This window comes from Pseudomonas morbosilactucae, assembly GCF_023241715.1.
GTDB lineage: Bacteria > Pseudomonadota > Gammaproteobacteria > Pseudomonadales > Pseudomonadaceae > Aquipseudomonas > Aquipseudomonas morbosilactucae.
Genome location: NZ_JALQCW010000091.1, coordinates 1 through 22,829, shown reverse-complemented (window position 1 = coordinate 22,829; position 22,829 = coordinate 1). Strand labels below are relative to the sequence as shown.

16 protein-coding genes and 1 pseudogene are annotated in these 22,829 nt (G+C 64.9%); 4 read left to right on the top strand and 13 right to left on the bottom strand.

What is annotated here, in order from left to right; all coding sequences use genetic code 11:
• The first annotated feature begins 7 nt into the window (after positions 1 to 7).
• Positions 8 to 2,062 carry a phenylacetic acid degradation bifunctional protein PaaZ gene (paaZ, locus tag M1B34_RS30025; protein ID WP_268267023.1) on the top strand — a complete coding sequence of 685 codons (2,055 nt, stop codon included), beginning with the start codon at positions 8 to 10 and terminating at the stop codon, positions 2,060 to 2,062.
• 40 nt (positions 2,063 to 2,102) lie between these two features.
• Here paaZ and M1B34_RS30020 read toward each other — a convergent pair whose 3' ends face one another.
• From M1B34_RS30020 to M1B34_RS29975, 10 genes are all read right to left on the bottom strand, one after another.
• Positions 2,103 to 3,806, bottom strand: coding sequence for an AMP-binding protein (locus tag M1B34_RS30020; protein ID WP_268267022.1), 1,704 nt, complete (start codon positions 3,804 to 3,806; stop codon positions 2,103 to 2,105).
• 19 nt (positions 3,807 to 3,825) lie between these two features.
• Positions 3,826 to 5,124, bottom strand: coding sequence for an acetyl-CoA C-acetyltransferase (locus tag M1B34_RS30015; protein WP_268261464.1), 1,299 nt, complete (start codon positions 5,122 to 5,124; stop codon positions 3,826 to 3,828).
• The gene (locus tag M1B34_RS30010) at positions 5,124 to 6,014 is read right to left on the bottom strand and encodes a MaoC family dehydratase (protein WP_268267021.1); all 891 of its coding nucleotides are present in this window, start codon (positions 6,012 to 6,014) and stop codon (positions 5,124 to 5,126) included. Before M1B34_RS30010 ends, M1B34_RS30015 begins: the two co-directional genes overlap by 1 nt.
• 3 nt (positions 6,015 to 6,017) lie before the next feature.
• Entirely contained in the window at positions 6,018 to 7,361 is a 1,344-nt protein-coding gene (locus M1B34_RS30005) for a 3-oxoacyl-ACP reductase (protein WP_268267020.1), read from the bottom strand.
• Between the two features lie 30 nt (positions 7,362 to 7,391).
• A complete protein-coding gene (locus M1B34_RS30000; protein WP_268267019.1) occupies positions 7,392 to 9,944 on the bottom strand; it encodes an acyl-CoA dehydrogenase in 2,553 nt (850 codons plus the stop codon).
• Between the two features lie 235 nt (positions 9,945 to 10,179).
• Entirely contained in the window at positions 10,180 to 11,616 is a 1,437-nt protein-coding gene (locus M1B34_RS29995; RefSeq protein ID WP_268267018.1) for an outer membrane protein transport protein, read from the bottom strand.
• 122 nt (positions 11,617 to 11,738) lie between these two features.
• Entirely contained in the window at positions 11,739 to 12,230 is a 492-nt protein-coding gene (gene praB, locus M1B34_RS29990) for an alkane oxidation protein activator PraB (RefSeq protein ID WP_123332808.1), read from the bottom strand.
• A 188-nt stretch (positions 12,231 to 12,418) separates the two neighbouring features.
• Positions 12,419 to 12,910, bottom strand: coding sequence for an alkane oxidation protein activator PraA (gene praA, locus M1B34_RS29985; protein WP_268267017.1), 492 nt, complete (start codon positions 12,908 to 12,910; stop codon positions 12,419 to 12,421).
• Between the two features lie 78 nt (positions 12,911 to 12,988).
• Positions 12,989 to 14,266 carry an alkane 1-monooxygenase gene (locus tag M1B34_RS29980; RefSeq protein ID WP_268267016.1) on the bottom strand — a complete coding sequence of 426 codons (1,278 nt, stop codon included), beginning with the start codon at positions 14,264 to 14,266 and terminating at the stop codon, positions 12,989 to 12,991.
• A gap of 293 nt (positions 14,267 to 14,559) precedes the next feature.
• Positions 14,560 to 15,555, bottom strand: a complete 996-nt coding sequence (locus tag M1B34_RS29975) for an alpha/beta fold hydrolase (protein WP_268267015.1) — start codon at positions 15,553 to 15,555, stop codon at positions 14,560 to 14,562.
• A gap of 259 nt (positions 15,556 to 15,814) precedes the next feature.
• On the opposite strand from M1B34_RS29975, the gene M1B34_RS29970 reads away from it, so the two are divergent.
• The 3 genes and pseudogenes from M1B34_RS29970 (at position 15,815) to M1B34_RS29960 (ending at position 19,141) form a co-directional block, all read left to right on the top strand.
• Complete coding sequence (locus M1B34_RS29970) at positions 15,815 to 17,386, top strand: flavin-containing monooxygenase (RefSeq protein WP_268267014.1); 1,572 nt, start codon at positions 15,815 to 15,817, stop codon at positions 17,384 to 17,386.
• Positions 17,373 to 18,265: pseudogene (locus tag M1B34_RS29965) on the top strand (SDR family NAD(P)-dependent oxidoreductase). The gene M1B34_RS29970 and the pseudogene M1B34_RS29965 overlap by 14 nt, the downstream one beginning before the upstream one ends.
• Positions 18,266 to 18,298: 33 nt before the next feature.
• Positions 18,299 to 19,141: a metal-dependent hydrolase gene (locus tag M1B34_RS29960; RefSeq protein WP_123332797.1), complete on the top strand. Its 843-nt coding sequence runs from the start codon at positions 18,299 to 18,301 to the stop codon at positions 19,139 to 19,141.
• 39 nt (positions 19,142 to 19,180) lie between these two features.
• On the opposite strand, the gene M1B34_RS29955 is transcribed toward M1B34_RS29960, so the two are convergent.
• The 3 genes from M1B34_RS29955 to M1B34_RS29945 all read right to left on the bottom strand — a co-directional run bounded on the left by M1B34_RS29955 (position 19,181) and on the right by M1B34_RS29945 (position 22,326).
• A complete protein-coding gene (locus M1B34_RS29955; protein WP_268267013.1) occupies positions 19,181 to 20,389 on the bottom strand; it encodes an MFS transporter in 1,209 nt (402 codons plus the stop codon).
• A 162-nt stretch (positions 20,390 to 20,551) separates the two neighbouring features.
• Complete coding sequence (locus M1B34_RS29950) at positions 20,552 to 21,133, bottom strand: TetR/AcrR family transcriptional regulator (protein ID WP_268267012.1); 582 nt, start codon at positions 21,131 to 21,133, stop codon at positions 20,552 to 20,554.
• 116 nt (positions 21,134 to 21,249) lie between these two features.
• The gene (locus M1B34_RS29945; protein WP_268261456.1) at positions 21,250 to 22,326 is read right to left on the bottom strand and encodes a sigma-54 interaction domain-containing protein; all 1,077 of its coding nucleotides are present in this window, start codon (positions 22,324 to 22,326) and stop codon (positions 21,250 to 21,252) included.
• Positions 22,327 to 22,829: the final 503 nt, after the last annotated feature.

Here is a 22,829-nt window from a genome sequence, read left to right as displayed (position 1 = left end):
TACCCCGATGACCCAAGCCCCTACCCTGCAAAGCTTTATCGCCGGCCGCTGGATCGGCCAACACGGTGCCCAGGTCCTGCGCAGCGCCATTGACGGCCATGCATTGGCCCGCACCCACGAAGAGCGCCCGGACTTCGCCGAAGCCGTCGAGCATGGCCGGCGCCAGGGCGTCGCAGCGCTGATGGCCCTGGACTTCCAGCAACGGGCCCAGCGCCTCAAGGCCCTGGCCCTGTACCTGAGCGAACGCAAGGAACAGCTCTACGCCCTGTCCCACCACAGCGGCGCGACCCGGGCTGACAGTTGGATCGACATCGAAGGCGGCAACAGCACCCTGTTCACCTACGCCAGCCTGGGCTCCCGGGAATTGCCGTCGGGCAATATCGTCCACGAAGGCCCGGCACTGCCCCTGAGCAAAGCCGGCAGCTTCGCCGGCACCCATATCCTGGTGCCCCGGGGCGGCCTGGCGGTGCACATCAACGCCTTCAACTTCCCGATCTGGGGCATGTTGGAAAAGTTCGCCCCCAGCTTCCTCGCTGGCATGCCGTGCATCGTCAAGCCGGCCAGCGCCACCAGCTACCTGACCGAAGCCGTGGTGCGCCTGATGGATGAGTCGGGCCTGCTGCCGGCCGGCAGCCTGCAACTGGTGATCGGCAGCACCGGCGACCTGCTGGATCGCCTGCAAGGCCAGGACGTGGTGACCTTTACCGGCTCCGCCGACACCGCCGCCAAACTGCGGGTCAACCCCAACCTGATCCGCAACTCGGTGCCGTTCAACGCCGAGGCCGATTCGCTGAACTGCGCGATCCTGGCCCCGGACGTGACCCCGGACGACGAAGAGTTCGAGCTGTTCATCAAGGAAGTGGCCCGGGAAATGACGGTCAAGGCCGGGCAGAAATGCACCGCGATCCGCCGCGCCATCGTCCCCGCCCAGCACATCGACACCGTGGCCGAACGCCTGCGTGCGCGCCTGGCCAAGGTGGTGGTGGGCGACCCATCGATTGAAGGCGTGCGCATGGGCCCCCTGGCGTCCCACGAGCAACAGCGCGACGTTGCCGAGCGCCTGGAAAGCCTGCTGCACAGCAGTGACTTGCTGCTGGGGGCGCGGGACGGTTTCGAACCCCGTGGTGAGCATGTCGACCAGGGCGCCTTCTTCGCCCCGACCCTGCTCCTCGCCCGTGATCCCCATGCCGAGGGCGGTGCCCACGACATCGAGGCGTTTGGCCCGGTCAGCACCCTGATGGCTTACGGCGACCTGGACGAAGCCCTGGCCCTGGCCGCCCGCGGCAAAGGCAGCCTGGTGGCGAGCCTGGTGACCAAGGACCCACGGATTGCCGCCCGCGCCATCCCGCAAGCGGCGGCCTGGCACGGGCGCTTGCTGGTGCTGGACCGCGAGTGCGCCGCCGAATCCACCGGCCACGGCTCGCCCCTGCCGCAACTGAAACACGGCGGCCCGGGCCGCGCCGGCGGCGGCGAAGAGCTGGGCGGCCTGCGGGCGGTCAAGCACTACCTGCAACGGGCCGCGGTCCAGGGCTCGCCAAGCATGCTGGCGGCGGTGACCGGGGAATACGTACGCGGCGCCCAGGTGATTGAAACCGAGGTCCACCCGTTCCGTCGGCACTTCCAGGACCTGCAGATCGGCGAGTCCCTGCTGACCCATCGGCGCACCGTGACCGAGGCAGACCTGGTGAACTTCGGCTGCCTGTCCGGCGACCACTTCTACATGCACTTCGACGAGATTGCCGCCAAAGAATCGCAATTCGGCAAGCGCATCGCTCACGGTTACTTTGTGCTGTCGGCAGCGGCCGGGCTGTTCGTCTCCCCGGCGCCAGGCCCAGTGCTGGCCAACTACGGCCTGGACACCCTGCGCTTTATCAACCCGGTGGGCATCGGCGACACCATCCAGGCGCGCCTGACCTGCAAGCGCAAGATCGACCAGGGCAAAAAGAGCCCACAAGGGGTTCCCCAGGGCGTGGTGGCCTGGGACGTGGAAGTCAGCAACCAATTGGGCGAACTGGTGGCCAGCTACGACATCCTGACCCTGGTGGTGAAACGCCCCGAGTGACCGCAACACGCCGCCGGCACGGGCCGGCGGCGGCATCGGTTCAGCGCAGGGCGCGGCGCAGGACCTTGCCCACGGTGGTCTTGGGCAGCTCTTCGCTGCGGAATTCCACGTAGCGCGGCACCTTGTAGCCCGTGAGGTATTCACGGCAGTGGGCCAGCAGTTGCTCCTGGGTCAGCGAGGGGTCTTTGCGCACCACGAAAATCTTCACTTTCTCGCCGCTGACCCCATCTTCCACGCCAATCGCCGCCACTTCGGCCACGCCAGGGTGCAAGGCCACCACATCTTCGATCTCGTTCGGGTACACGTTGAAACCCGAGACCAGGATCATGTCTTTCTTGCGGTCCACCAAGCGAATGAAACCCTGTTCGTTCATGACCCCAATATCCCCGGTGGAGAGCCAACCGTGGCGGTCCAGCACTTGTGCCGTCTCATCCGGCCGCTGCCAGTAGCCCTTCATCACCTGAGGCCCGCGCACCTGCAACTCCCCTTCCTCCCCCAACTCGGCCAGCTCGCCGTCCTCACGCACAAAGCGCACCCAGGTCGAAGGCAGCGGCACACCGATGGTGCCAGTGAAGTCCGTGTCCCGCAGGCGGGAAATGTCGATCGGGCTGATGCTCACCACCGGTGAGCATTCAGTCAGGCCATAACCCTCGACGATCGGCAACCCGGTCACCTCCTTCCAGCGTCGGGCCACCGCCGTGTGGGTGGCCATGCCGCCAGCGATGGCCAGTTTCAGGTCGGAAAAATCCCGGTTACGAAACGCCTCGTTCTCCAGCAAGCCGTTGAACAGGGTGTTGACCCCGACGATGCCGCTGAATTTTTCCTTGCGCAGGATCATCTGCACCCGCTTCACGTCCCGGGGGTTGGCGATCAGGATGTTGCGTCCGCCCAGGCACATAAACATCAGGCAGTTCACCGTCAGCGACAGCACGTGGTACAGCGGCAGCAAGGTGACGTTGGTTTCCTGCCGGTTCTCGTCCAGTTGATCGCCGACCCAGGCCTTGGCCTGCATCAGGTTGGCGAGGATGTTGCGGTGAGTGAGCATGGCGCCCTTGGCGTCGCCGGTGGTGCCGCCGGTGTATTGCAGGAAGGCGATGTCGTCGTGTTTCAACTCGACCTGGCGGTACTCCAGCACCCCGGCCTGCTTGAGCATCGCCGGAAAGCGAATGGCCCCAGGCAGTTTGAAACGCGGCACCTGTTTCTGCACATGGCGCAGCACAAAATTCAGCGCCGCGCCCTTGAAGGGCCCCAGCAGGTCACCAATGGCCGCCACCACGATGTTCTTCAGGGCGCTGCCGGGCAGTGCCTGTTCCAGGGCGTGGGCGAAGTTCTCGAAGATCACCACGGTCTGCGCGCCGCTGTCCTTGAGCAGGTGCCGCAGTTCGTGGGCGGTGTACAGCGGGTTGACGTTGACCACCACCGCGCCGATCAACAGGGTGCCGAACAGGCAGATTGGGTATTGCAGGCAGTTGGGCATCATCAACGCCACCCGATCGCCCTTCTTCACCCCTTTGGATTGCAGCCAGGCCGCGAACGCGAAGGCCCGGCTCTGCCACTGGTCGTAGCCCATCTCGGTGCCAATGCTGACGTAAGCCACGCGCTGGCGGTACTTGTCCACGTGTTCGAGAAACACCTCGCGCAGCGACGGATAACGGTCGATATCGGCTTCAATATCCGTGGGCACGCCGGCCCGGTAGGCCTTCAGCCAGATGCGCTCGGCGGGGTGCAGGCTCACGACACTCATGGCAGTCTCCTTGTGGTTTTTATTTTTCGACAATGGCGGTGATGCCCAGCCCGCCGGCTGCACAGACTGAAATCAGCCCACGCCCGCCGCCACGCTCATGGATCGCCTTGGCCAGGCTTGCGAGCAAACGCCCACCGGTGGCAGCAAACGGGTGCCCACAGCCCAGGGAGCCGCCGTTGACGTTGAGTTTGTCGCGGTCGAGGCTGCCCAGCGCGCCCTCCAGGCCCAGGCGCTCGCGGCAGTAGTCGGGGTCTTCCCAGGCCTTGAGGGTGCACAGCACCTGGGCGGCAAAGGCTTCGTGGATCTCGTAGAAATCAAAATCCTTGAGGCCCAGGCCTTCCCGGGCGAGCATCCGTGGCACCGCATAGGCCGGGGCCATCAACAGCCCTTCGCTGCCATCGACAAAGTTCACCGCGGCGGTTTCTCCGGTGCGCAGGTACGCCAGCACCGGCAACTGGTGGGCCGCTGCCCACTCTTCGCTGGCCAGCAGCACCACCGAGGCACCATCGGTGAGCGGCGTCGAATTGCCGGCGGTCAGGGTGCCGTGCTGGCGGTCGTAGGCCGGGCCCAGGCCAGCGAGTTTTTCCAGGCTGGCATCGGCGCGCAGATTGTTGTCGCGACTGAGGCCGCGATAGGGGCTGATCAGGTCGTCGAAAAACCCGCGCCGGTAAGCCGCGTCCAGGCGACGATGGCTATTGAGGGCCAACTCGTCCTGGGCCAGGCGCTTGATCTGCCAGCGCTGGGCCATGGCTTCGCAGTGCTCGCCCATGGACAGGCCAGTGCGCGGTTCGCCATTGCGCGGCAACAGGGGTTTGAACAACATCCCCGGGCGCACCTTGAGCAGGCTGCGCAGCTTGTTGCCGGTGCCCTTGGCGCGGTTGGCCTGGAGCAAGGCGCGACGCAGGCCCTCGTTGATGCCGATGGGCGCGTCGGAGGTGGTATCGGCCCCGCCGGCAATCCCGACGTCGATCTGCCCCAGGGCGATCTTGTTGGCCACCAGCAGCGCCGCCTCAAGCCCGGTGCCGCAAGCCTGCTGCACATCGTAGGCTGGGGTCTGCGGCGACAGGGTGGTGGACAGCAGGCTTTCCCGGGCCAGGTTGAAATCCCGGGAATGCTTGATCACCGCCCCCGCGGCAAACTCCCCCAGGCGCTGGCCCGACAGGCCGAAACGGTCCACCAGGCCTTGCAGCGCCGCCACCAGCAGGTCCTGGTTGCTGTCATGGGCGTATTGGGTATTGGAACGGGCAAACGGAATCCGGTTGCCGCCCAGGATCGCCACCCGACGCACCGGCGCCGGATTGAAGCTGTACTCGGTCATCAGCGAGCTCCCCAGATCAATAAGCCGCGCATATGGGGTTGGTCCCCTGTGTGGTTGCGCACTTCAAATTCATGGCGCGGGCCGTCGGGCAAGCGGTTCCACAAGGTCACGGCTGCCGGCAGGAAAATCGGCAGTTTGAACTCGCAGTCCAGCTCGGCCGCCGCCAAGGGATGGGGCGGTTGCTGGGCCGCCAGGGCCCGGCCCAGGGTCCACATGCCGTGGGCGATGGGCCGGCGAAAACCGAACAGGCGCGCACCGAGCCACGAGGTGTGGATCGGGTTGAAGTCGCCACTGACGTGGGCAAAACGTCGCCCCAGATCGCCGCCCAGGCTCCAGCGCTGCGTGCGCACCAACGTCTGCTCGTCCATCGGCAGCGAGCCTTGCCACGGCTCACCGATGGGCTGGCTCACGCCACGGCGCAAATACAGGCTGGCGCTTTCCCAGACCAGGCCGCCGCCGCTGTGGGCCCGGGTGGCAATCGACAGGGCCTGGCCCTTGGGGTGGGCCAGCCAACGTTCGGCGCACACTTCCAGGCGCAGGGCCTGGCCCTCTTCCAAGCGTTGGTACTGGCGGATGCGATTGGCCAAATGGACCATGCCGCTGGCCGGATAGGGAAAGCTGCGCCGGGTGAGCAGCAACAGGTGCAGGGGGAACGCCAAGACATGGGGAAAGGCCAGCGGCACCCCGTGCTCCCGGCGAAAACCGCAAGCCTGGGCGTAACGGGCGATCTCCCCGGCCTGCAATTCCACCGCCGGGCGCACCAGGCGCTCCGTCGGCAGCGTGGGCGGTGCGTCCAGCGCGGGCTTGCGCAGGCTGCGAATACCGTCGTAGAGCAATTGGCCACGGGACGGTGGCGGCTCGATGATGCGAATCGAAGCATCGGCAGTCATGGTTCAGGCTCCCAGCAGGCTTTGCCCGCAGACGCGGACCACCTGCCCGTTGATGCCACCGGAGGCCGGGTGGGCCAGCCAGGCGATGGTGTGTGCAACGTCCACCGCCTGCCCGCCCTGGGACAAGGAATTCATGCGGCGCCCGGCCTCACGAATCATCAGCGGGATCTTCGCGGTCATCTGGGTCTCGATAAAGCCCGGGGCCACGCCGTTGACCGTGATCTGCTGGCGCGCCGCCAAGGGCGCGAGGCTCTGCACCAAGCCGATGACCCCGGCCTTGGACGTGGCGTAGTTGCTTTGCCCGAGGTTGCCGGCAATCCCGGAAATCGACGAGACGCAGACAATCCGCCCCCCCGGGTTCAGGCCCTGGCCCTCCAGCAGCGCCTGACTCAGCAGCAACGGCGCTTCCAGGTTGACCGCCATGACCTGGCGCCAAGCGGCTTCGCTCATTTTCGCCAAGGTCTTGTCTTGGGTGATGCCGGCGTTGTGCACCACGATATCGAAGGCGCCGTGCTCACCAACGAACGCCAGCAACCGTTGCCCGGCGTCGGCCGCGGTGATGTCCAGGCTGAAGGCACTGCCGCCCACAGAGGCGGCGGCCTGCTCCAGGGCCTGGGCGTTCTGCGGAATATCCAGGCACACCACCTGGGCGCCGTCCCGGGCCAGGACCTGGGCAATTGCCAGGCCGATGCCCCGGCAGGCGCCGGTGACCAGGGCTCGGCGCCCCATCAGCGGCTGCTGCCAGCGCAGGTCTTTAGGCACATCCACCGATTCAGCGATGCGCACCACCTGGCCCGAGACGTAGGCCGAACGGGGCGACAGAAAGAAGCGCAGGCTGCTGTCCAGCTCGGTCTCGGCACCGGGCTCGACGTAAATCAGCTGCACGGTGATGGCCCGCCGCAGCTCCTTGCCCAGGGAACGCACAAACCCTTCCAGGGCCCGCTGCACCACCGCCTGGGCCAAGGCCGGGCAGTGTTCGGGCGCGGTGCCCAAGACCAGCACCCGACTGTGTTGGCCCAAGCGCCGCACATTGGCGTGGAAAAACCGGTACAGCTCATCCAGTTGGGCAATGTCCGCCAGGCCCGTGGCGTCAAACACCAAGCCCTGGGCCTTGACCGTGGACGGCGCCTCGATGCTCGCCGGTTGGGCCGCCACCGTGTCGGTGGCGGCGAAGATGCGTTGCAGTTCCCCCAGCAGCCGGCCCTGGGGCGCGGCCCCGAAAATCACCGGATTGACCAGGGCGCCCTGCCCGCCACGTTGCAGGGGCAAGGGTTGGGGCAAGCCGACCCCCTGGGCCAGGCGACGGCCCCAGGGGGAATTGACGAAGGCAAGATAAGCGTCAGACATAGACAGTTCCCGATGGCAAACACACTGAGGTCAATAGGCCGGATCGCTGGCCACGGCGGTGTCCGCCGAATGGGTGGCACGCCGCCGGCCGCTGTTTTTGCCCGCCTGCTCGATGTGGGCCTGACGTTGTTGCAGGGCCTCCAGCAGCCCGAAGTCCTGGGGAAAGTCGTCGACCTGGATCGCGTGATCGGCGTATTCGACGTAACGCCCCAGCAACTGGTCCTCTTCGTGGCTGATCAACTGCTGTTCCAGGGCCTGGGTACGCCAGGCCGCAAAGGCCGTGCCGGAGATCGGCAACGCTGCCAGCAGGCCCTGCTTGATCGCCGGTTTGAGCCGGGCTTCGATCAGCTCCACTTGGGGCTGCAGGCCGAACGCCAGTTCGCCGTAGGCCAGCTTGTCGATGTGCGGCTGCGGGATGTAGGAATCCCCCAACAACCGGTCGCGGCTGGCGCCCGGGGTCTGCACCAGGTCGGCGACCTCGGCCAGCAACCGGTCGGAAGGTTTGCGCAAGGCGATACCCAGTGGAAAGCTGAGGCCGCGAAGGACCCGCGCGGCGAGCGTCGAGGGGTAGTTGTCGAGCACTTCGGCCAAGGCCTCGTGGGCCCGCAGCAAGGCGTCCTGGGCCGACCAGTGGACCAGGGGCAAGTCGGCCTGAGGCCGGCCGTCATCCTCGAAACGCTTGAGCACGCACGACAGGATGTACAACTGGGACAGGATGTCCCCCAGGCGCCCGGTGATGCTTTCCTTGCGCTTGAGGGCTCCGCCCAATACCCCCATGGACACGTCCGAAACCAGGGCCAGCACCACCGACAGCCGATTGATCTGGCGGTAGTAAGGGGCCAGGGCCTTGTCGGTATTGGCCGGGGCCTTGAGCAGGCGGCCGCCGGTCAGCCCGTGCACCGTGGCGCGCACGCTGTTGGCCAGGAAGAAGCTGATATGGCCGAACATGGCCCTGTCGAACGCCTCCAGGCCTTTGCGGCCAGTGTCCCGGGCGGCTTCCATTTCGCGGAACACATAAGGATGGCAACGGATCAGCCCCTGGCCGTAGATGATCAGGCAGCGGGTCATGATGTTCGCGCCTTCCACGGTGATGGCGATCGGGCTCTGCTGGTAGGCCCGGGCCAGGAAGTTGTTGGGCCCCATGCAGATGCCCTTGCCGGCAACGATGTCCATGCCGTCATTGACGATGGCCCGGGCCCGTTCGGTGACGTGGTACTTGGCGATGGCCGAAATCACCGAGGGTTTTTCCCCGGCATCCAGGGACGCCACCGAAACCTTGCGCACCGCATCGCAGGTGTAAAGGTGCCCGGCCATGCGCGCCAGGGGGGCCTGCACGCCTTCGAACTTGCCGATGGGCAGGCCGAACTGCTTGCGCATCGCCGCGTAGGCACTGGTGCCCCGCACCGCGACCTTGCCCAGGCCGACGTTGGCCGACGGCAGGGAAATCGCCCGCCCGGCCGCCAGGCATTCCATCAGCATGCGCCAGCCATTGCCCACCTGCTCGGCGCCGCCAATCACCCATTCCAGGGGGATGAACACGTCCTTGCCGGTGGTCGGGCCGTTCTGGAACACCGCGTTCAACGGCCAGTGCCGGCGCCCGCTCTGAACCCCAGGATGGCTGGTGGGGATCAACGCGCAGGTAATGCCCAGGCTGCCCTTGTTACCGCCCAGCAGGCCGTACGGATCCTCGGCGCGAAAGGCCAGGCCCAGCACCGTGGCAATAGGGCCCAAGGTGATGTAGCGCTTATCCCAGGTGACGCTGAAACCCAAGACTTCACGGCCTTCATGCAGCCCCTTGCAGACCACCCCGACATCGGGAATGGCCCCGGCGTCGGAACCGGCATAAGGGCTGGTCAGGGCGAAACAGGGAATGTCCTCGCCCCGGGCCAGGCGCGGCAGGTAATGCTCGCGCTGGGCTTCGGTGCCGTAGTGCAGCAGCAACTCGGCCGGGCCCAGGGAGTTGGGGACCATCACCGAGATCGCCGCCGCCGAGCAGCGGGTGGACAGCTTCATCACCACTTGGGAGTGGGCGTAATGAGAGAAACCTTTGCCGCCGTATTGCTTGGGAATGATCATCCCCAGGAAACCGGCGTCCTTGGTGAATTGCCAGGCCTTGGGCGACAGGTCCTGCCAGATCTGCGTGGTTTCCCAGTCGTTGGCCATGTCGCAGAGCTGCTCCACCTCCTGCTCGAGAAAGGCTTGCTCCTCGGCGCTGAGGCTGGCCGGCGCGGCCTGCAACAAGCGCGACCAGCGTGGCGTGCCGCTGAACAGCTCGGCGTCCCACCACACGCTGCCGGACTCGATGGCCGCCCGCTCTGTGTCGGACATGGCCGGCATGATCTGCCGGAACAGCGCCAGGGCCCGGGCGCTGAGCAAGGCCCGGCGCAGGGGCTTGATACTCAGCAGCGTCGCCGGCAACAGCACCAGCACCGCCGCGAGGGCCAGCCCCACCGGGCCCAACAGGCCAAACACATGCCCCAGGGCCGTCCAGCCCAGGCCCACGCCAAGCCACAAGGCCGCCGGGGCCTGCCGATACGCCAGCACCAGGGCCGCCGCGAGTCCCATCAATAACCAAAGCATCATGCAATACCTCTCTTGTGACGCCGAAGATCAGCACCGGGACCCTGGGCATCATGCCGGTCCTCGATCACCACCCTACAAGCCTGAACGAATGTTTCAAATATTATTTTCAAATATTTATTTAATTGCAGGGCAAAAATTTTTTGCCCTGCCTTGTTCCTTTTTCCTCGCCCGACGCACCGGCTGCCGGACGGCAATGCAGGCACCCTGCACCACCGCCAGGCCGATGCCCGCGGGGTCAGAAGTGATAGGTCGCCGAGAGGCTGACCACCTCGCCCTTCGCATCGACCTTGCCATCCAGGCTGGAGCCGCCGAGACGGTCCTGGTTCTGGGTTTTCAACTTGGCTTCCTTGACGAACTGCCGCGAGTAGGCGCCATCGATGGTCAGGCCAGGCACTGCGCGCAGGTCGTAACCAAAGCCGATGGAGGTGAACAGCCGATCGTTGTCCGGGATCCGCGGGTCACGGGTGGAGTCGCGGGTCGGGGTCTTGTCCAGGGCCAGGCCGGCACGCAGGGTCAGGTTGTCGGTGAAGCGATAGTCGCCGCCCACCGAATACATCATCGAATCCTTGTAGTTGTAAGGGATGGCGACAATGGTGTTGCCGTCGGACTTGAGGGTCAGGTCCTTGAACGACGACCACTGGGTCCAGGTAGCGCTGACCCCCAGGGTGAAACGGTCATTGAACACATGCACCCAGTCCAGGCCGGCGGTGGCAGGAATGTCCAGCTGGGTGGTGGCGTTGGCGCCGTCCGGAAACAGCTTCAGGCCCGGGTACGCCAGCTCCACCAGGGTCTCGCCGTTGGGCCCGACCTGCTGGGTCATCATGCTGCGGCCCAGGGCGTCGGCGTAGATGTTGTACTTGCCCTCCATCTTGTTCTTGATCTTGGCGTGGTAGCTCAGGCCCAGGGTGTCGCGCTCGGTGGGTTTCCAGGCGATCCCGGTGAACCAGCCGACCGAGGTGTTATCCACCTTGACCCGCATCAGGTTGGCGCCGTATCCCGAAGGGGCACCGGGCAGCACCGACATGCCCGCCGCACCGGTCAGGTTGAGGTTCTGGCTGACGAAGCCCTTGCTGTTCTGGATGATCACCCCGCCACCGATGGCGAACTGGTCATTGACTTTGAACGACAGTGAACCGGTCATGCCGACGGTTTCAATTTTGGTATCGACGGCAAAGTCACGCCCCTTCCAGTCCTGATCCCAGGTACTGCGCATGCCCTGGGGCACCACCTGGCTGAGGCCGAAGGCAAAGCGATCATTGATCGGCATCACCAGGAAGCCGGTGGGCAGCCAGGCGGTGAAGCCACCCTCGCCGCCATCACCGTTGAGTTGAGTGGCCGGCCCGCTGGGCAAACCGTCGGGGCCGATCGGCGTCTGCGAAGCCGGGTTGCCCTGGTAATCGGTGGCCGTGCCTTTGTACTTGAGCTTGATGCGCGCGTAATCCACGGTCATCTGCGCCACGTTCTGGTCGACAAAGGCCATGGCCGCGGGGTTGTTGTACGCGGCGCTGGGGTCATTCTTGAACAGCGAGCCGCCGCCAAACGCGCGGCCCCAGCCCGGGGCACCATAAGTGGGCGTGGAAAAGCCGCCCGCCTGCACCGATCCCGAGCCGATCAAACCACCGATCAAAACCATGCCGAGCAACGCGGGTATGGGTTGTTTCTTATTGTTCATGCCCCACTCCTTATTATTATCGGGGCCGTTCGGTGACCACCGAACGGTCGTTCTGCAACAGGCGCCCCTGCCGGGACGCCTGTTTTTCAGCACGTGATCAACAGGCTGAATTCACAACACGATCAGGGTGTAACGGTGAAGGCCGGGCTGGGCTTGACGCTCAGCGCGGTAATTTTGCAACTGCCCACGGTCTGCGCGGACGGCACACTCAGGGTGTTGGCCGAGTTGCTCCAGGACGCATTGATGGTGGTCGGGGTGCTGCTGCAATTGGAAACGATCTTGAAACTGACCCCCGACACCGTACCGGTGGTGGCGCTGGTGGCGGTCAGGGTCCAGGGCAGGTTCTGCAACACCGGCACACCGCACAGGGCGTTGCTGCCGCTGACCGTGGCACCGGTGATCGAGGCGTTGCTGCCATCGGCGGCGACGGTGCCGGTAAAGGTGATGTTGCAATTGACCGGAACGCCGAACGACGCCGGCGACGACACCGAAATGGTGCCCGGTGCCGAAAACGCGGTGCCGGCCGGGGCAATGGTCGCGGCGTTGGCCAGGGAGGCCGCGCCGAGGCAGAGGGCGAAGGAAGCTACAGAAGCGAAAGTCTTGATGCTTTGCATTGTTGTTTTCCTCAAGATTCGGCAACCGACAGTTGCCAGGGGGTTATCAGCCTTGCCAGCGAATCGATGACCTCATCGGTGCTCCAGCTCGACTGAATTCAGGGCTGGAGAGCGCCCGGGCATCAGCGTCCCGTCACCGCGGATACGACGTTGCATCGGCTTCCCTCCATGGAAAAAGTGACGTCAGATCAGGGCACCACGCGAAAGCTCGGCGGCATCTGGATCGATACGGTCTTGATGGTGCAGCCACCCGCCAGGGCGACCTGGGACGCCTGCAGCTTGCCGGTGCTGTTGTTCCAACTGCCCTCGGCAGTCGTCGGCCCGCAATCGCCCCCCACCAGGGGCGCGTTCACCGTGACCTGGATGCCCGACATGGCGCCGCTGCTTTCGTTGGTGGCCACCAGCTTCCAGGGCAGATGGGTAGCTTCGACCTGGCCGCATTTGAAGCCGCCGCTGAAGCCCACCTTGTCGACGCTGGCAAAGCTGCCGTCGGGGCTGACCTTGCCGCTGAGCTCGATGGTGCAGTCGACGTTGATGATGCTTTTGGCAAAGCTGATCGGGCCCTTGGCGGTGAACTCGGTGTTGGCCGGTTCGATCGTCGCAGCCTGGGCGAAGTCAGCCGCCAGGCCGCCAATCAGGGCGGCGGTGAGCACTACCGCGAACTTACTGGAAATGGACATCGTTGACTTCCTTGCAGGTGCTTATTGTTGTTGTGGGTCAACCGGCCGTGGCCGTCGTGCCTGGAAACCAGTGTTGTTTCAGTGGCCGTCGCCGGCGCCGTAACGCTTGAGCAAAGCGGCGCGCTGCGAAGGTTGCAGATTGGCCAGGCGCACATCACCGGCGTAATGCGCCAGCACCCGATGGTCCATCAGCCGCCGCCAGAGGAACGGCACGTAGGCCCAGACGATCATGCTGGCGTAGCCATAAGGCAGTTGTGGCGACTCGTCGAAATGGCGCAGGGCCTGGTAGCTGCGGGTCGGGTAAGCGTGGTGATCGGAGTGACGCTGCAGCTGGAACAGGAAGATGTTGGTGACGATCCGGTTGCTGTTCCAGGAGTGGCGCGGCGAGCAGCGTTCATAACGGCCATTGGGCAGCTTCTGGCGCAACAGGCCGTAGTGCTCGACGTAGTTCACCACCTCCAGCAGGGAGAAACCGTAGATGCCCTGGATCAGCAGGAAGGGAATCACCGCCACCCCCAGCCAGAGAATCAGCGCGCCCCACAGCACCACACTGAACATCCAGGCGCCGAGCACGCTGTTCTTCCAATGCAGGGTCGGCAGGCCGAGTTTGTGCAGGCGCTCGCGCTCCAGGTGCCAGGCCGAGCGCAGGCTGAACCAGGTGGAACGCGGCAGGAAACGCCAGAAGCTCTCCCCCAGGCGCGAACTGGCGGGGTCTTCCGGGGTGGCCACGCGCACGTGGTGCCCACGGTTGTGCTCGACAAAGAAGTGCCCGTAGAAGGTGGGCGCCAGGGCCAGCTTGGCGAGGAATTGCTCCAGCGGCCGTGGTTTGTGCCCCAGCTCGTGGGCGATGTTGATGGCGATGCCGGTGGCCGCGCCGGTGGACATGGCCATGCCCAGGTAAGTGAAGGGGCCGACCTGGCCGTGATGCTGCGCCTGTTCGGTAAAGAACACGGCCACTTGAGCCAGGCTGCCGTGCAGGGAGCCTTGTTCGACCAGTCGCAGCAGGCCGCCACCGATCAGCCAGTCAACGCCACTGACCGCCATCCACGCAGTGACCACCATGGACACACAGGCCAGCACCGCACAGCTGTAGACGATCCAGCGGTAATAGGTCTGTTTTTCCAGGTCGGGCACCACAGTTTCCGGTGGGTTGCTGGTGTCTTCGCCGAGCAGGCCGTCAATCAGCGGGATCAGCCCGAAGATCACCACCACCCCGCTCCACCAGAGCGCCGGAATGCCAACGCTGAGGGCGAACAGCCCGGCGAGAATCGGGGTAATCATGGGGAGGGTGCCGAGCCACCACAGATGGCGCTTGCCGTCGGCCCAGGTGCTGGGTACTGCCACAGAAACGCTCATGGCAGCCTCCGCAAAATCACGGTGCCGGCCAGCGCTTCGAGGCGGTGGGCAGGGTCAGAAACAGCAGAACAAGCAGGTAAGTCAAAAGGCGTTATTTTCATTATTTTAATCGCTCAATTGCACTTTCAAAAAAAACATTCAAAACATTTTTTTAAATAAATAGCTCGCTTTCGTTAGCTCGTCAACTATTTTTCTTGGGGTTTTGAATGTCACCGATGAAGCGGTTTTGCTGGGTGTTGCCGGGTGTGCCAGGGCCATCGGCAACGGCCATGAAGCGGCCGTTGCAGGCCGCCCTAGCAGGCCTTGGACGCCGCGAACGGCGGGTACAACAGGGTCGCACTGGGTTGCGGTCGAGCCTCGGTGGCGATGCGCTGCACCATTGCCACCACCGGATCCACGGCGGTAATCGGCAACATGTGCCCGCGCCCTGCCAGCACCTCCAGGATCAGTCCCGGCACCTTGCCGGCCATGGCCTGCCCATGCTTGCGGTAGTCGAGCACTCGATCCTCGGCGCCATAGATCAACCCCACCGGCAGCTTGAGGCCGGGGTAGTGCTTGACCAGGTCGGGCAAGGTGCGATTGACCAGGGCGATCTCTGTGGAGGCCGCATAAAAGTTGTTCGGACGCATGCCCAGCAGCCCGCCGCCACGCTCGGCAAAATCCGCTGGTGGCGGGTCCGGGGCGAACACCTGCCGGACCGCCTGGTGCCGGCTGAGCATGCCCAGGGGCGTAGCCAGGGTCAGGGCCACCCAGCGCCTTAAAAAGCCGGGGCGCACCGCCAATGACAGAAACACCAGGGGCAGCATGCGCTGGGGATGGGTCAGCGGCGCCACCAGCACCAGGCCGGACAGCGACTGCGGGTGCTCCACCGCCAGGGTCAAGGCCACCGCGCCGCCCAGGGAGTGCCCGAGCACCAGCGGCTGGCCCAGGTCCAGGGTGCGGATCAACTGGGCGATCAAGCGGGCCTGGGCCGGCAAGTCAGCGGCAGCGCCCCGAGCCCGGGTGGAATAACCGGAGCCCGGACGGTCCAGGGTAATCACCCGGAACTGCTCGCGCAGCGCGGGCGCCAGGGAGTGGGTCAGGTTGCGGCTGCTGCCCATCAACCCGTGAATCATCACCAGGGCCGGGCCCTTGCCTTCATCCACATAGTGGATGCGCTCGCCGCCCACCTCGATAAAGCGGCCGTTGATCGGCACCGCCTGTTCAATCCGCCGGGTCAGGCGAAAACTCACTAACCCCAGGGCCAGCGAGCCCACCAGCAACCCTCCTATCACCACCAGCCATTGCATATCGCGGCCCTCCCCATCCCTGCGCCACCTTCCCGGATCGGGATTGATCCCGGTTGCGACGAGCCGTCCTGCCGGTGTGCCGCGAGCCCCGTTCGTCGTCTTGCGGGCCTTGGGTGGCACTGAGTGCTGGCGTGGATGACTGTTTCAGGTAATTTATTTAAATAATTTTTTAAAACATATTTTTAAATTGTGCAATCCTGAATATTCACTCACTGACCAACGTCATCCACCCGCGTCACCCCCAATCGAGGTACACACCATGAATGCGTACTCGCCGCCCGGACCGCAGGACAGCATCGACATCGCCATCATCGGCGCCGGTTTCGCCGGGCTGTGCATGGCCATCCAGCTCAAGCAGGCCGGGCTCCAGGATTTTTTCGTCGCGGAACAGGCCGACGCCCTCGGCGGCACCTGGCGCGACAACCATTACCCGGGCTGCGCCTGCGATGTGCAGTCCCACGTGTATTCGTTTTCCTTTGCGCCCAACCCGAACTGGAGCCGCCAGTTCGCGCCCCAGGCGGAAATCCGTGCCTACCTGGAAGACTGCGCACAGCGTTTTGCCCTCGGGCCCTTCCTGCATTTCGGCATGGGCCTGGAGCAGGCGCGCTTCGATGAAGCCAGCCAACGCTGGCAACTGAGTTTCAGCCATGGCCGGCAGGTGTCTGCCCGGGTGCTGGTGTCAGGCATGGGCGGCCTGTCGCGCCCGGCCATCCCGGCACTGCCGGGGCTTGAGCGCTTCACCGGCAAGTGCTTCCACTCCCAGCACTGGGACCACGATTACCCCCTGCAAGGCAAACGCGTGGCGGTGATCGGCACTGGCGCCAGTGCCATTCAGTTCGTGCCGCAGATCGCCGAACAGGTGGCCCACCTCGACCTGTTCCAGCGCACGCCGCCGTGGATTCTGCCCAAACCCGACCGGCCGGTGAGCCGGGTCGAGCGCTGGTTGTTCAAGCACCTGCCGCTGACCCAGAAGCTGGCGCGCTCGGCCCTTTACTGGGCCCTGGAAAGCCGGGTCATTGCCTTCGCCCACCGGCCGCAATGGATGAAACTGGTGCAACGGGTTGCCCTGCGCCATCTGCATCGGCAAGTGCCGGACCCGGCCTTGCGCCGCACCCTGACCCCCGACTACACCATCGGCTGCAAACGCATCCTGATCTCCAACGACTATTACCCGGCCCTGGCTCGCCCTCAGGTGCAGGTGGTTAGCGAGGCCATCCTGCGCATAGAAGCCGACGCCGTGGTCACCGTCGACGGGCGTCGGCACCCCACCGACTGCCTGATCTTCGGCACCGGTTTCCAGGCCACCGAGCCCCTGCCCCGCGGTCTGCTGCTGGGGCGTAACGGTCGCGACCTACACGACGCCTGGGCCCAGGGCGCACACGCCTACCTGGGTACTTGCCTGCCGGGCTTCCCCAACCTGTTCATGATCATCGGCCCCAACACCGGCCTGGGGCACAACTCGATGATCCTGATGATCGAGGCCCAGGTGGACTACATCCTCAAGGCCCTGGAACAGATGCGCCGCCACGACCTCGGCAGCCTGGAGGTCAAGACCCGGGTCGAGCGCGACTACAACCTCCAGTTGCAACGACGCCTCGACGGCGCCATCTGGTCCACCGGCGGCTGCCGCAGTTGGTACCTGGACCCGCGCAGCGGCAAGAACACCACCCTGTGGCCCGGCTCCACCTGGAGCTTTCGCCGCCAGACCCGACGTTTCGACTTGCAGGACTACCTGGGCGCCCGCTCCAACTCCAGCGTTAACGCCCCGCCGGTTGCCGCTGCAACGCCCTCCCTGACCCCGCACGAGGCCGCCACCGATGAACAGCTTTAACGGAAAAGTCGCGGCCATCACCGGCGCCGCCTCCGGCATGGGCCGGGCCCTGGCCATCGCCCTGGCACGTGAAGGCTGCCACCTGGCCCTGGCCGACAAAAACCTCCAGGGCCTGCAACAGACCGTGGCGCTGGCCCAGGCCGCCACCCTGCTGCAGCTGCGTATCACCTCTAGGGAACTGGACGTCGGCGACCGCGAGGCGGTGTTCGACTGGGCCGCCGCCACGGCGAGCGAGCACGGTCAGGTCAACCTGGTCTTCAACAACGCCGGGGTGGCCCTGTCGAGCACGGTCGAAGGCACCAGCCTGGCCGACCTGGAATGGATCGTCGACGTGAATTTCTGGGGGGTGGTGCACGGCACCCAAGCCTTCCTGCCGCACCTCAAGCTGAGCGGCGACGGCCATGTGATCAACACCTCCAGTGTGTTCGGGCTGTTCTCCCAACCGGGCATGAGCGCCTACAACGCCACCAAATTCGCCGTGCGCGGCTACACCGAATCCCTGCGCCAGGAACTCGACTTGCTGGGGGTCGGCGTGTCCGCCACCTGCGTTCACCCCGGCGGCATTCGCACCGACATCGCCCGCACCAGCCGCATCGACGACAACCTCAAAGGCTTGCTGATCGACAGCGAGCAGCAGGCCCGCGAGGACTTCGAGAAGCTCTTTATCACCTCGCCGAACAAGCGGCCAAGGTGATCCTCCACGGCGTGCGCAAGAACAAGCGCCGGGTGCTGATCGGCCGCGACGCCCACGCCCTGGACCTGTTCGTGCGCCTGCTGCCCAGCGTCTACCAGGCCCTGGTGGTGTTCGCCACGCGCCGCCTGCGGGCGCACAAAAACAAGGCCCCGGTGTACCAGGCCAACAACGAACGCGGCCTGTGAGCCTGCAACCGACTGCTTAGAGGAGCGCCAGCCATGCTGCCCATCCGCCGAGACATCCGCCCCGACCTGCCTGCCGAGCGCATCTGCGACTGGCACGAACAAGGCCGCCACGTCAGCCACTTCTTCAATGCCCTGTCCCTGCTGTTTCCCGCCGGCGAGCTGTTCTTCATGGACAGCGTGCGGCACTACCGCGACCGGGTTGACGACCCGCAGTTGAAAAAACAGATCCAGGGGTTTATCGGCCAGGAGGCCATGCACAGCCGCGAGCACCTGCGCTACAACGATCTACTGCAAGCGGCCGGGCTGCCGGCGCACCTGCTGCACCGACGCCTGAGCGCGATCCTCGAGTTCCAGAAAAAACACTTCCCGCCGGCCTTCAACCTGGCCATTACCGTGGCCTTGGAGCACTACACCGCGATCCTCGCCGACCTGCTGCTGCGCGACCCCAGCCGTTTCGGCGACTCGGTGGCCGGCTACCGGCAGATGTGGAGGTGGCATGCCCTGGAGGAAACCGAACACAAAGCCGTGTCCTACGACGTCTGGAACGCCGTGCTCAAGCCCGGGCCCAAGCGCTACCTGATCCGCACCTCAAGCATGCTGTTCACCAGCCTGATGTTCTGGCTGGTGGTGTTCGACTTCCATGTGCGCCTGCTGATCGCCGACCGCAAGCACGGCGGCCATCTGCGCGGCCTGTGGCGGGTGGTCAAATACCTCTACGGCCGGCGCGGCGTGTTCCCGAACATCGCCCTGCCCTGGTTACAGTTCTTCAAGCCGGGTTTCCACCCCTGGGACCACGACAACCGCGAACTGCTGCAGGGCATCGATGGCCTGGTCGACGCCATCGCCCTGAGCAAGGCCGGCGCCCGCGGCCAATAGCCGTCGGTGCTGGCCCCCAGTGCTGAACAGCGTGGCGTATCAGCCGCAGTTTGCCAGGCGCTGCCCAGGCTTGAAGGCGTGGCTGCTGGCGACCCACACCGTGGCCAGGCCGACCATTGCCAGGGCGGCCATGGCCCAGGGGAAGGCCTGGGCGCCGGCACTGCTCAACAACAGGCCGCCCACCAGGCCGCCGCCGGCAATCGCCAGGTTGAAGATGGTCACCAGCATCGACTGCGCGACATCCGCGCCCTCACCCGCAGCGTCGGCCACGGCGGTCTGCAGCAGGGTCGGCGCGCCACCGAAAGTCAGGCCCCAGGCGGCCACCCCGACGTAGATCACCAGTGGCTGGCCAGCACCGATGCCCAGCACCAGCGCCGCCAAGGCAAAAGCCGCCAGGCTGCACAGGGTCAGCCCCCGCAGCCAGCGGTCGACCAGCAGGCCGGTGAACCAGATGCCGACAATCGACGCCAGGCCGAACAGCAACAGCACCAGGTCCAGACGCTCGCCCAGCCCCACCGTGGCCAGGAACGGCGCGATGTAGGTGTACAAAATGTTGTGGGCGAGAATCCAGACAAAGATCACCAGCAGCGCCGCAGGAATGCCCCGGGTCAGGAAGATTCGCGCTACCGGTTGGCGCTGGTCCGCTGCCTGGCCGGCATAATCCGGCACCCCGAAGCGCACCCAGAACAACAACAGCGCCGCCAGCGCCGACATGATCCAGAAGATGCTGCGCCACTCGATCAAGCTGCCCAACCACGCGCCCAGCGGCACCCCCAGGCACAGGGCCAGGGGTTGGCCCACGCCGACCACCGCCAGGGCCCGGCCTTGCAGATGCTCCGGCACCATGCGCCGGGCATAGCCGGCCAACAGGCCCCAGATCAGCCCGGCCGCCATGCCGGCGACAAAACGTGCGGCCAGGGTCAGCGGGAGCGAGGTCGACACGGCGGTCAGGCTGTTGAACACCAGCAAACCGGCGATGGCCAGCAATAACAGCGGCCTTCTGCGCCAACTGCGAGTGGCGGCCACCAGCGGAATCGCCGCCGCCACCGACCCCAGGGCGTACAGGCTGATCAACTGCCCGGCCATGGCCTGGGAGATACCCAGACCCTGGCTGATCTGGGGCAACAGGCCGGCGGGCATGGTCTCGGTCATGATGGTCATAAAGCCGGCCACGGTGAACGCCAGCAAACGCCAGATCGGCAAGCGGTCCTTGGGGATGGGGGTCGGGATGGAACTCGAATCAGGCATCGAAAACCCTCCTTTTCTTGGGTGATAAAAGGCCACTCGCCAGGCTTGATGAGCACCAGCAACGGGCCTTTGTTTTTTGGAATGATCATTCCATAACTAGGCAAATTTTTCCCACAGCGACGCACAAACCTTAGTCTGTATCGACGCTTATTGTTTTATAAATCAAATACTTTGCAGCACAACCTCAAGTACATTCAACAAACGCTCGCGGCGCTCGTCAGGGGCGCTGCCTTTGCCGAGCACGCGCAAACCCTGGACGGTGCAGACCACAAAACTGGCCAAGGCTGCTGGGTTTTTGCCGGGGTCGATATCGCCTTCCGCCTGGCCCCGGCGCAAGAGCCGCTCCAGCGCGGCCTCGACCCGCCGAAAGTTCTGCGCCACAAGCTCGGCCACCACCGGGTCCTGCCCCGCCACCTCCAATGCGGCATTGGCCGCCAGGCACCCCAGGCGCTGGGTGTCGTCGAGTTCATCGTCGACGATACGCAGCAGCAACTGGCGCACCAGCTCCTTGGCCGGGGCGTCCTGGGCCAGCAGGACGATGTTGGCGTTGCTCCGCTCCTGGTAGCGCTTGAGGGCGCAGGTGTACAACCCGTGCTTGCTGTCGAAGGCGTTGTACAGGCTGCTGCGGCTCAGGCCGGTGCCTTCCACCAGGTCCTGGATCGAGGTCGCGGCGTAACCGCGCTGCCAGAACACCTGCATCGCGGCGTCGGCAATCTGGTCGGGGTCGAACTCCTTGGGGCGCACGGCAATCACCTGTACTGGAATGAACGTTCCACAAAATAAAGGAGGCCTGCCCATCCGTCAATCACCTTGGGTAAAAAACGCCCGTGCCCGGGCACGGCGCTAGGGTCAGGCTCGCGTTACTCGACGGTGGCTGGGCGATTGAGCTCGCCGATTTTTTCCAGGCGCGCACGCACGATGTTGCGGCTGATGTTCAGCAAGCGCCCGGTCTGCAATTGGTTGCCGTGGCAGTAGCGATACGCCGCACGAAAGATGGTTTCTTCGATGTGCTCATAGAGGTCGGGGATGTTCTGTTCGAACAACGCGTTGAGCGCGCTTTCCAGATCCGCCGGGGCAGCGCCCACAGACGCGTGGCCGGCATGGGCCGCCTCGTCCTGGCGAATGCCGGATGAGCGCATGTCCACCAAGTGCAGGTCGGCCGGGGCCACCCGCTGATTGCGGCACACCAGCAAGGCGTGGTGAATGGCGTTTTCCAGCTCGCGGATGTTGCCGGGCCAACTGTGCTCCAGCAGCTTGCGCTCGGCCTCGATACTCAGCGAGGCACGGTTGTAGCCCAGGCGCTGGCAGTGTTCCTCCAGAAAGAATTCCGCCAGCGGCAGAATGTCCCCCGGCCGCTCGCGCAGGGGCGGCAGGCGAATGGTGGCGACGTGCAGGCGGTAGAACAGGTCCTCGCGAAAGTGCCCGGCCACCACGGCATCCGCCAGGTTGACGTTGGTCGCCGCCACCAGCCGCACATTGATCGGGATCGGCGTCCGCGAACCCAGGCGCACCACTTCCCGCTCCTGCAACACCCGCAGCAACTTGACCTGCATGTTCAACGGTAAATCGCCGATTTCATCGAGGAACAAGGTGCCGCCATTGGCCGCCTCGAACCAGCCGGCCTTGTGGGTGGTGGCGCCAGTGAAGGCGCCCTTTTCATGGCCGAACAACTCGCTTTCCACCAGGGTTTCAGCGAAGGCGCCGCAGTTCACGGCGACAAAAGGTTCGCGCCCGCGCCGACTGAGGTGATGGATATGCCGCGCCACCAACTCCTTGCCGGTACCGGTTTCGCCAATGATCAAGGTGTTGGCCTCACTGGGGGCCAGGCGCTCGATGCGGCTGAGCAATTCCTGGGAGCGCGGGTCCTTGAACACCAGGACGGTGGCCCGCACCGACTTGGTCAACTCGCGAGCGTTTGGATGGGTGATCAGCGACATGGTGCATTCCTGGCAGTAAAAGCGCGGGCTCAATAGTGCACGAAGATATTTAGACTAAAAAATTATTAATTAATATTTAAATATTCCTTAAATGCATATGCAGTTTTATTGCATCCGGCCTGCTGCTGGAGCAGCAACGGGTAAGCACCCGGCTGTTCGCAGATCAGCAGCCCCTGCCTGCAAGCGTCCCTGGCAAAAACGCTGTACACCACGCCCTACAAGGGCTGCAGCGATTTTTTCGGCCCATGGCATGCAATCTGCTCTCTCCCTGCCAACACCCTTCACAGAAACACCGCCCCACCCGCTGTTGCAGGAGCTGGCTCGCCAGCGAGGGCGTCCGCCAGGGCCATGCAAGGCTCAAGGGCCTATCGCCGGCAAGCCGGCTCCTACAAGGGAATATCGGTGGTGTAGGAGCTGGCTCGCCAGCGATGACGTCCGCCAAGGCAACGCAAGGCTCAAGGGCCCTTCGCCGGCAAGCCGACTCCTACAAGGGGACGTCGGTG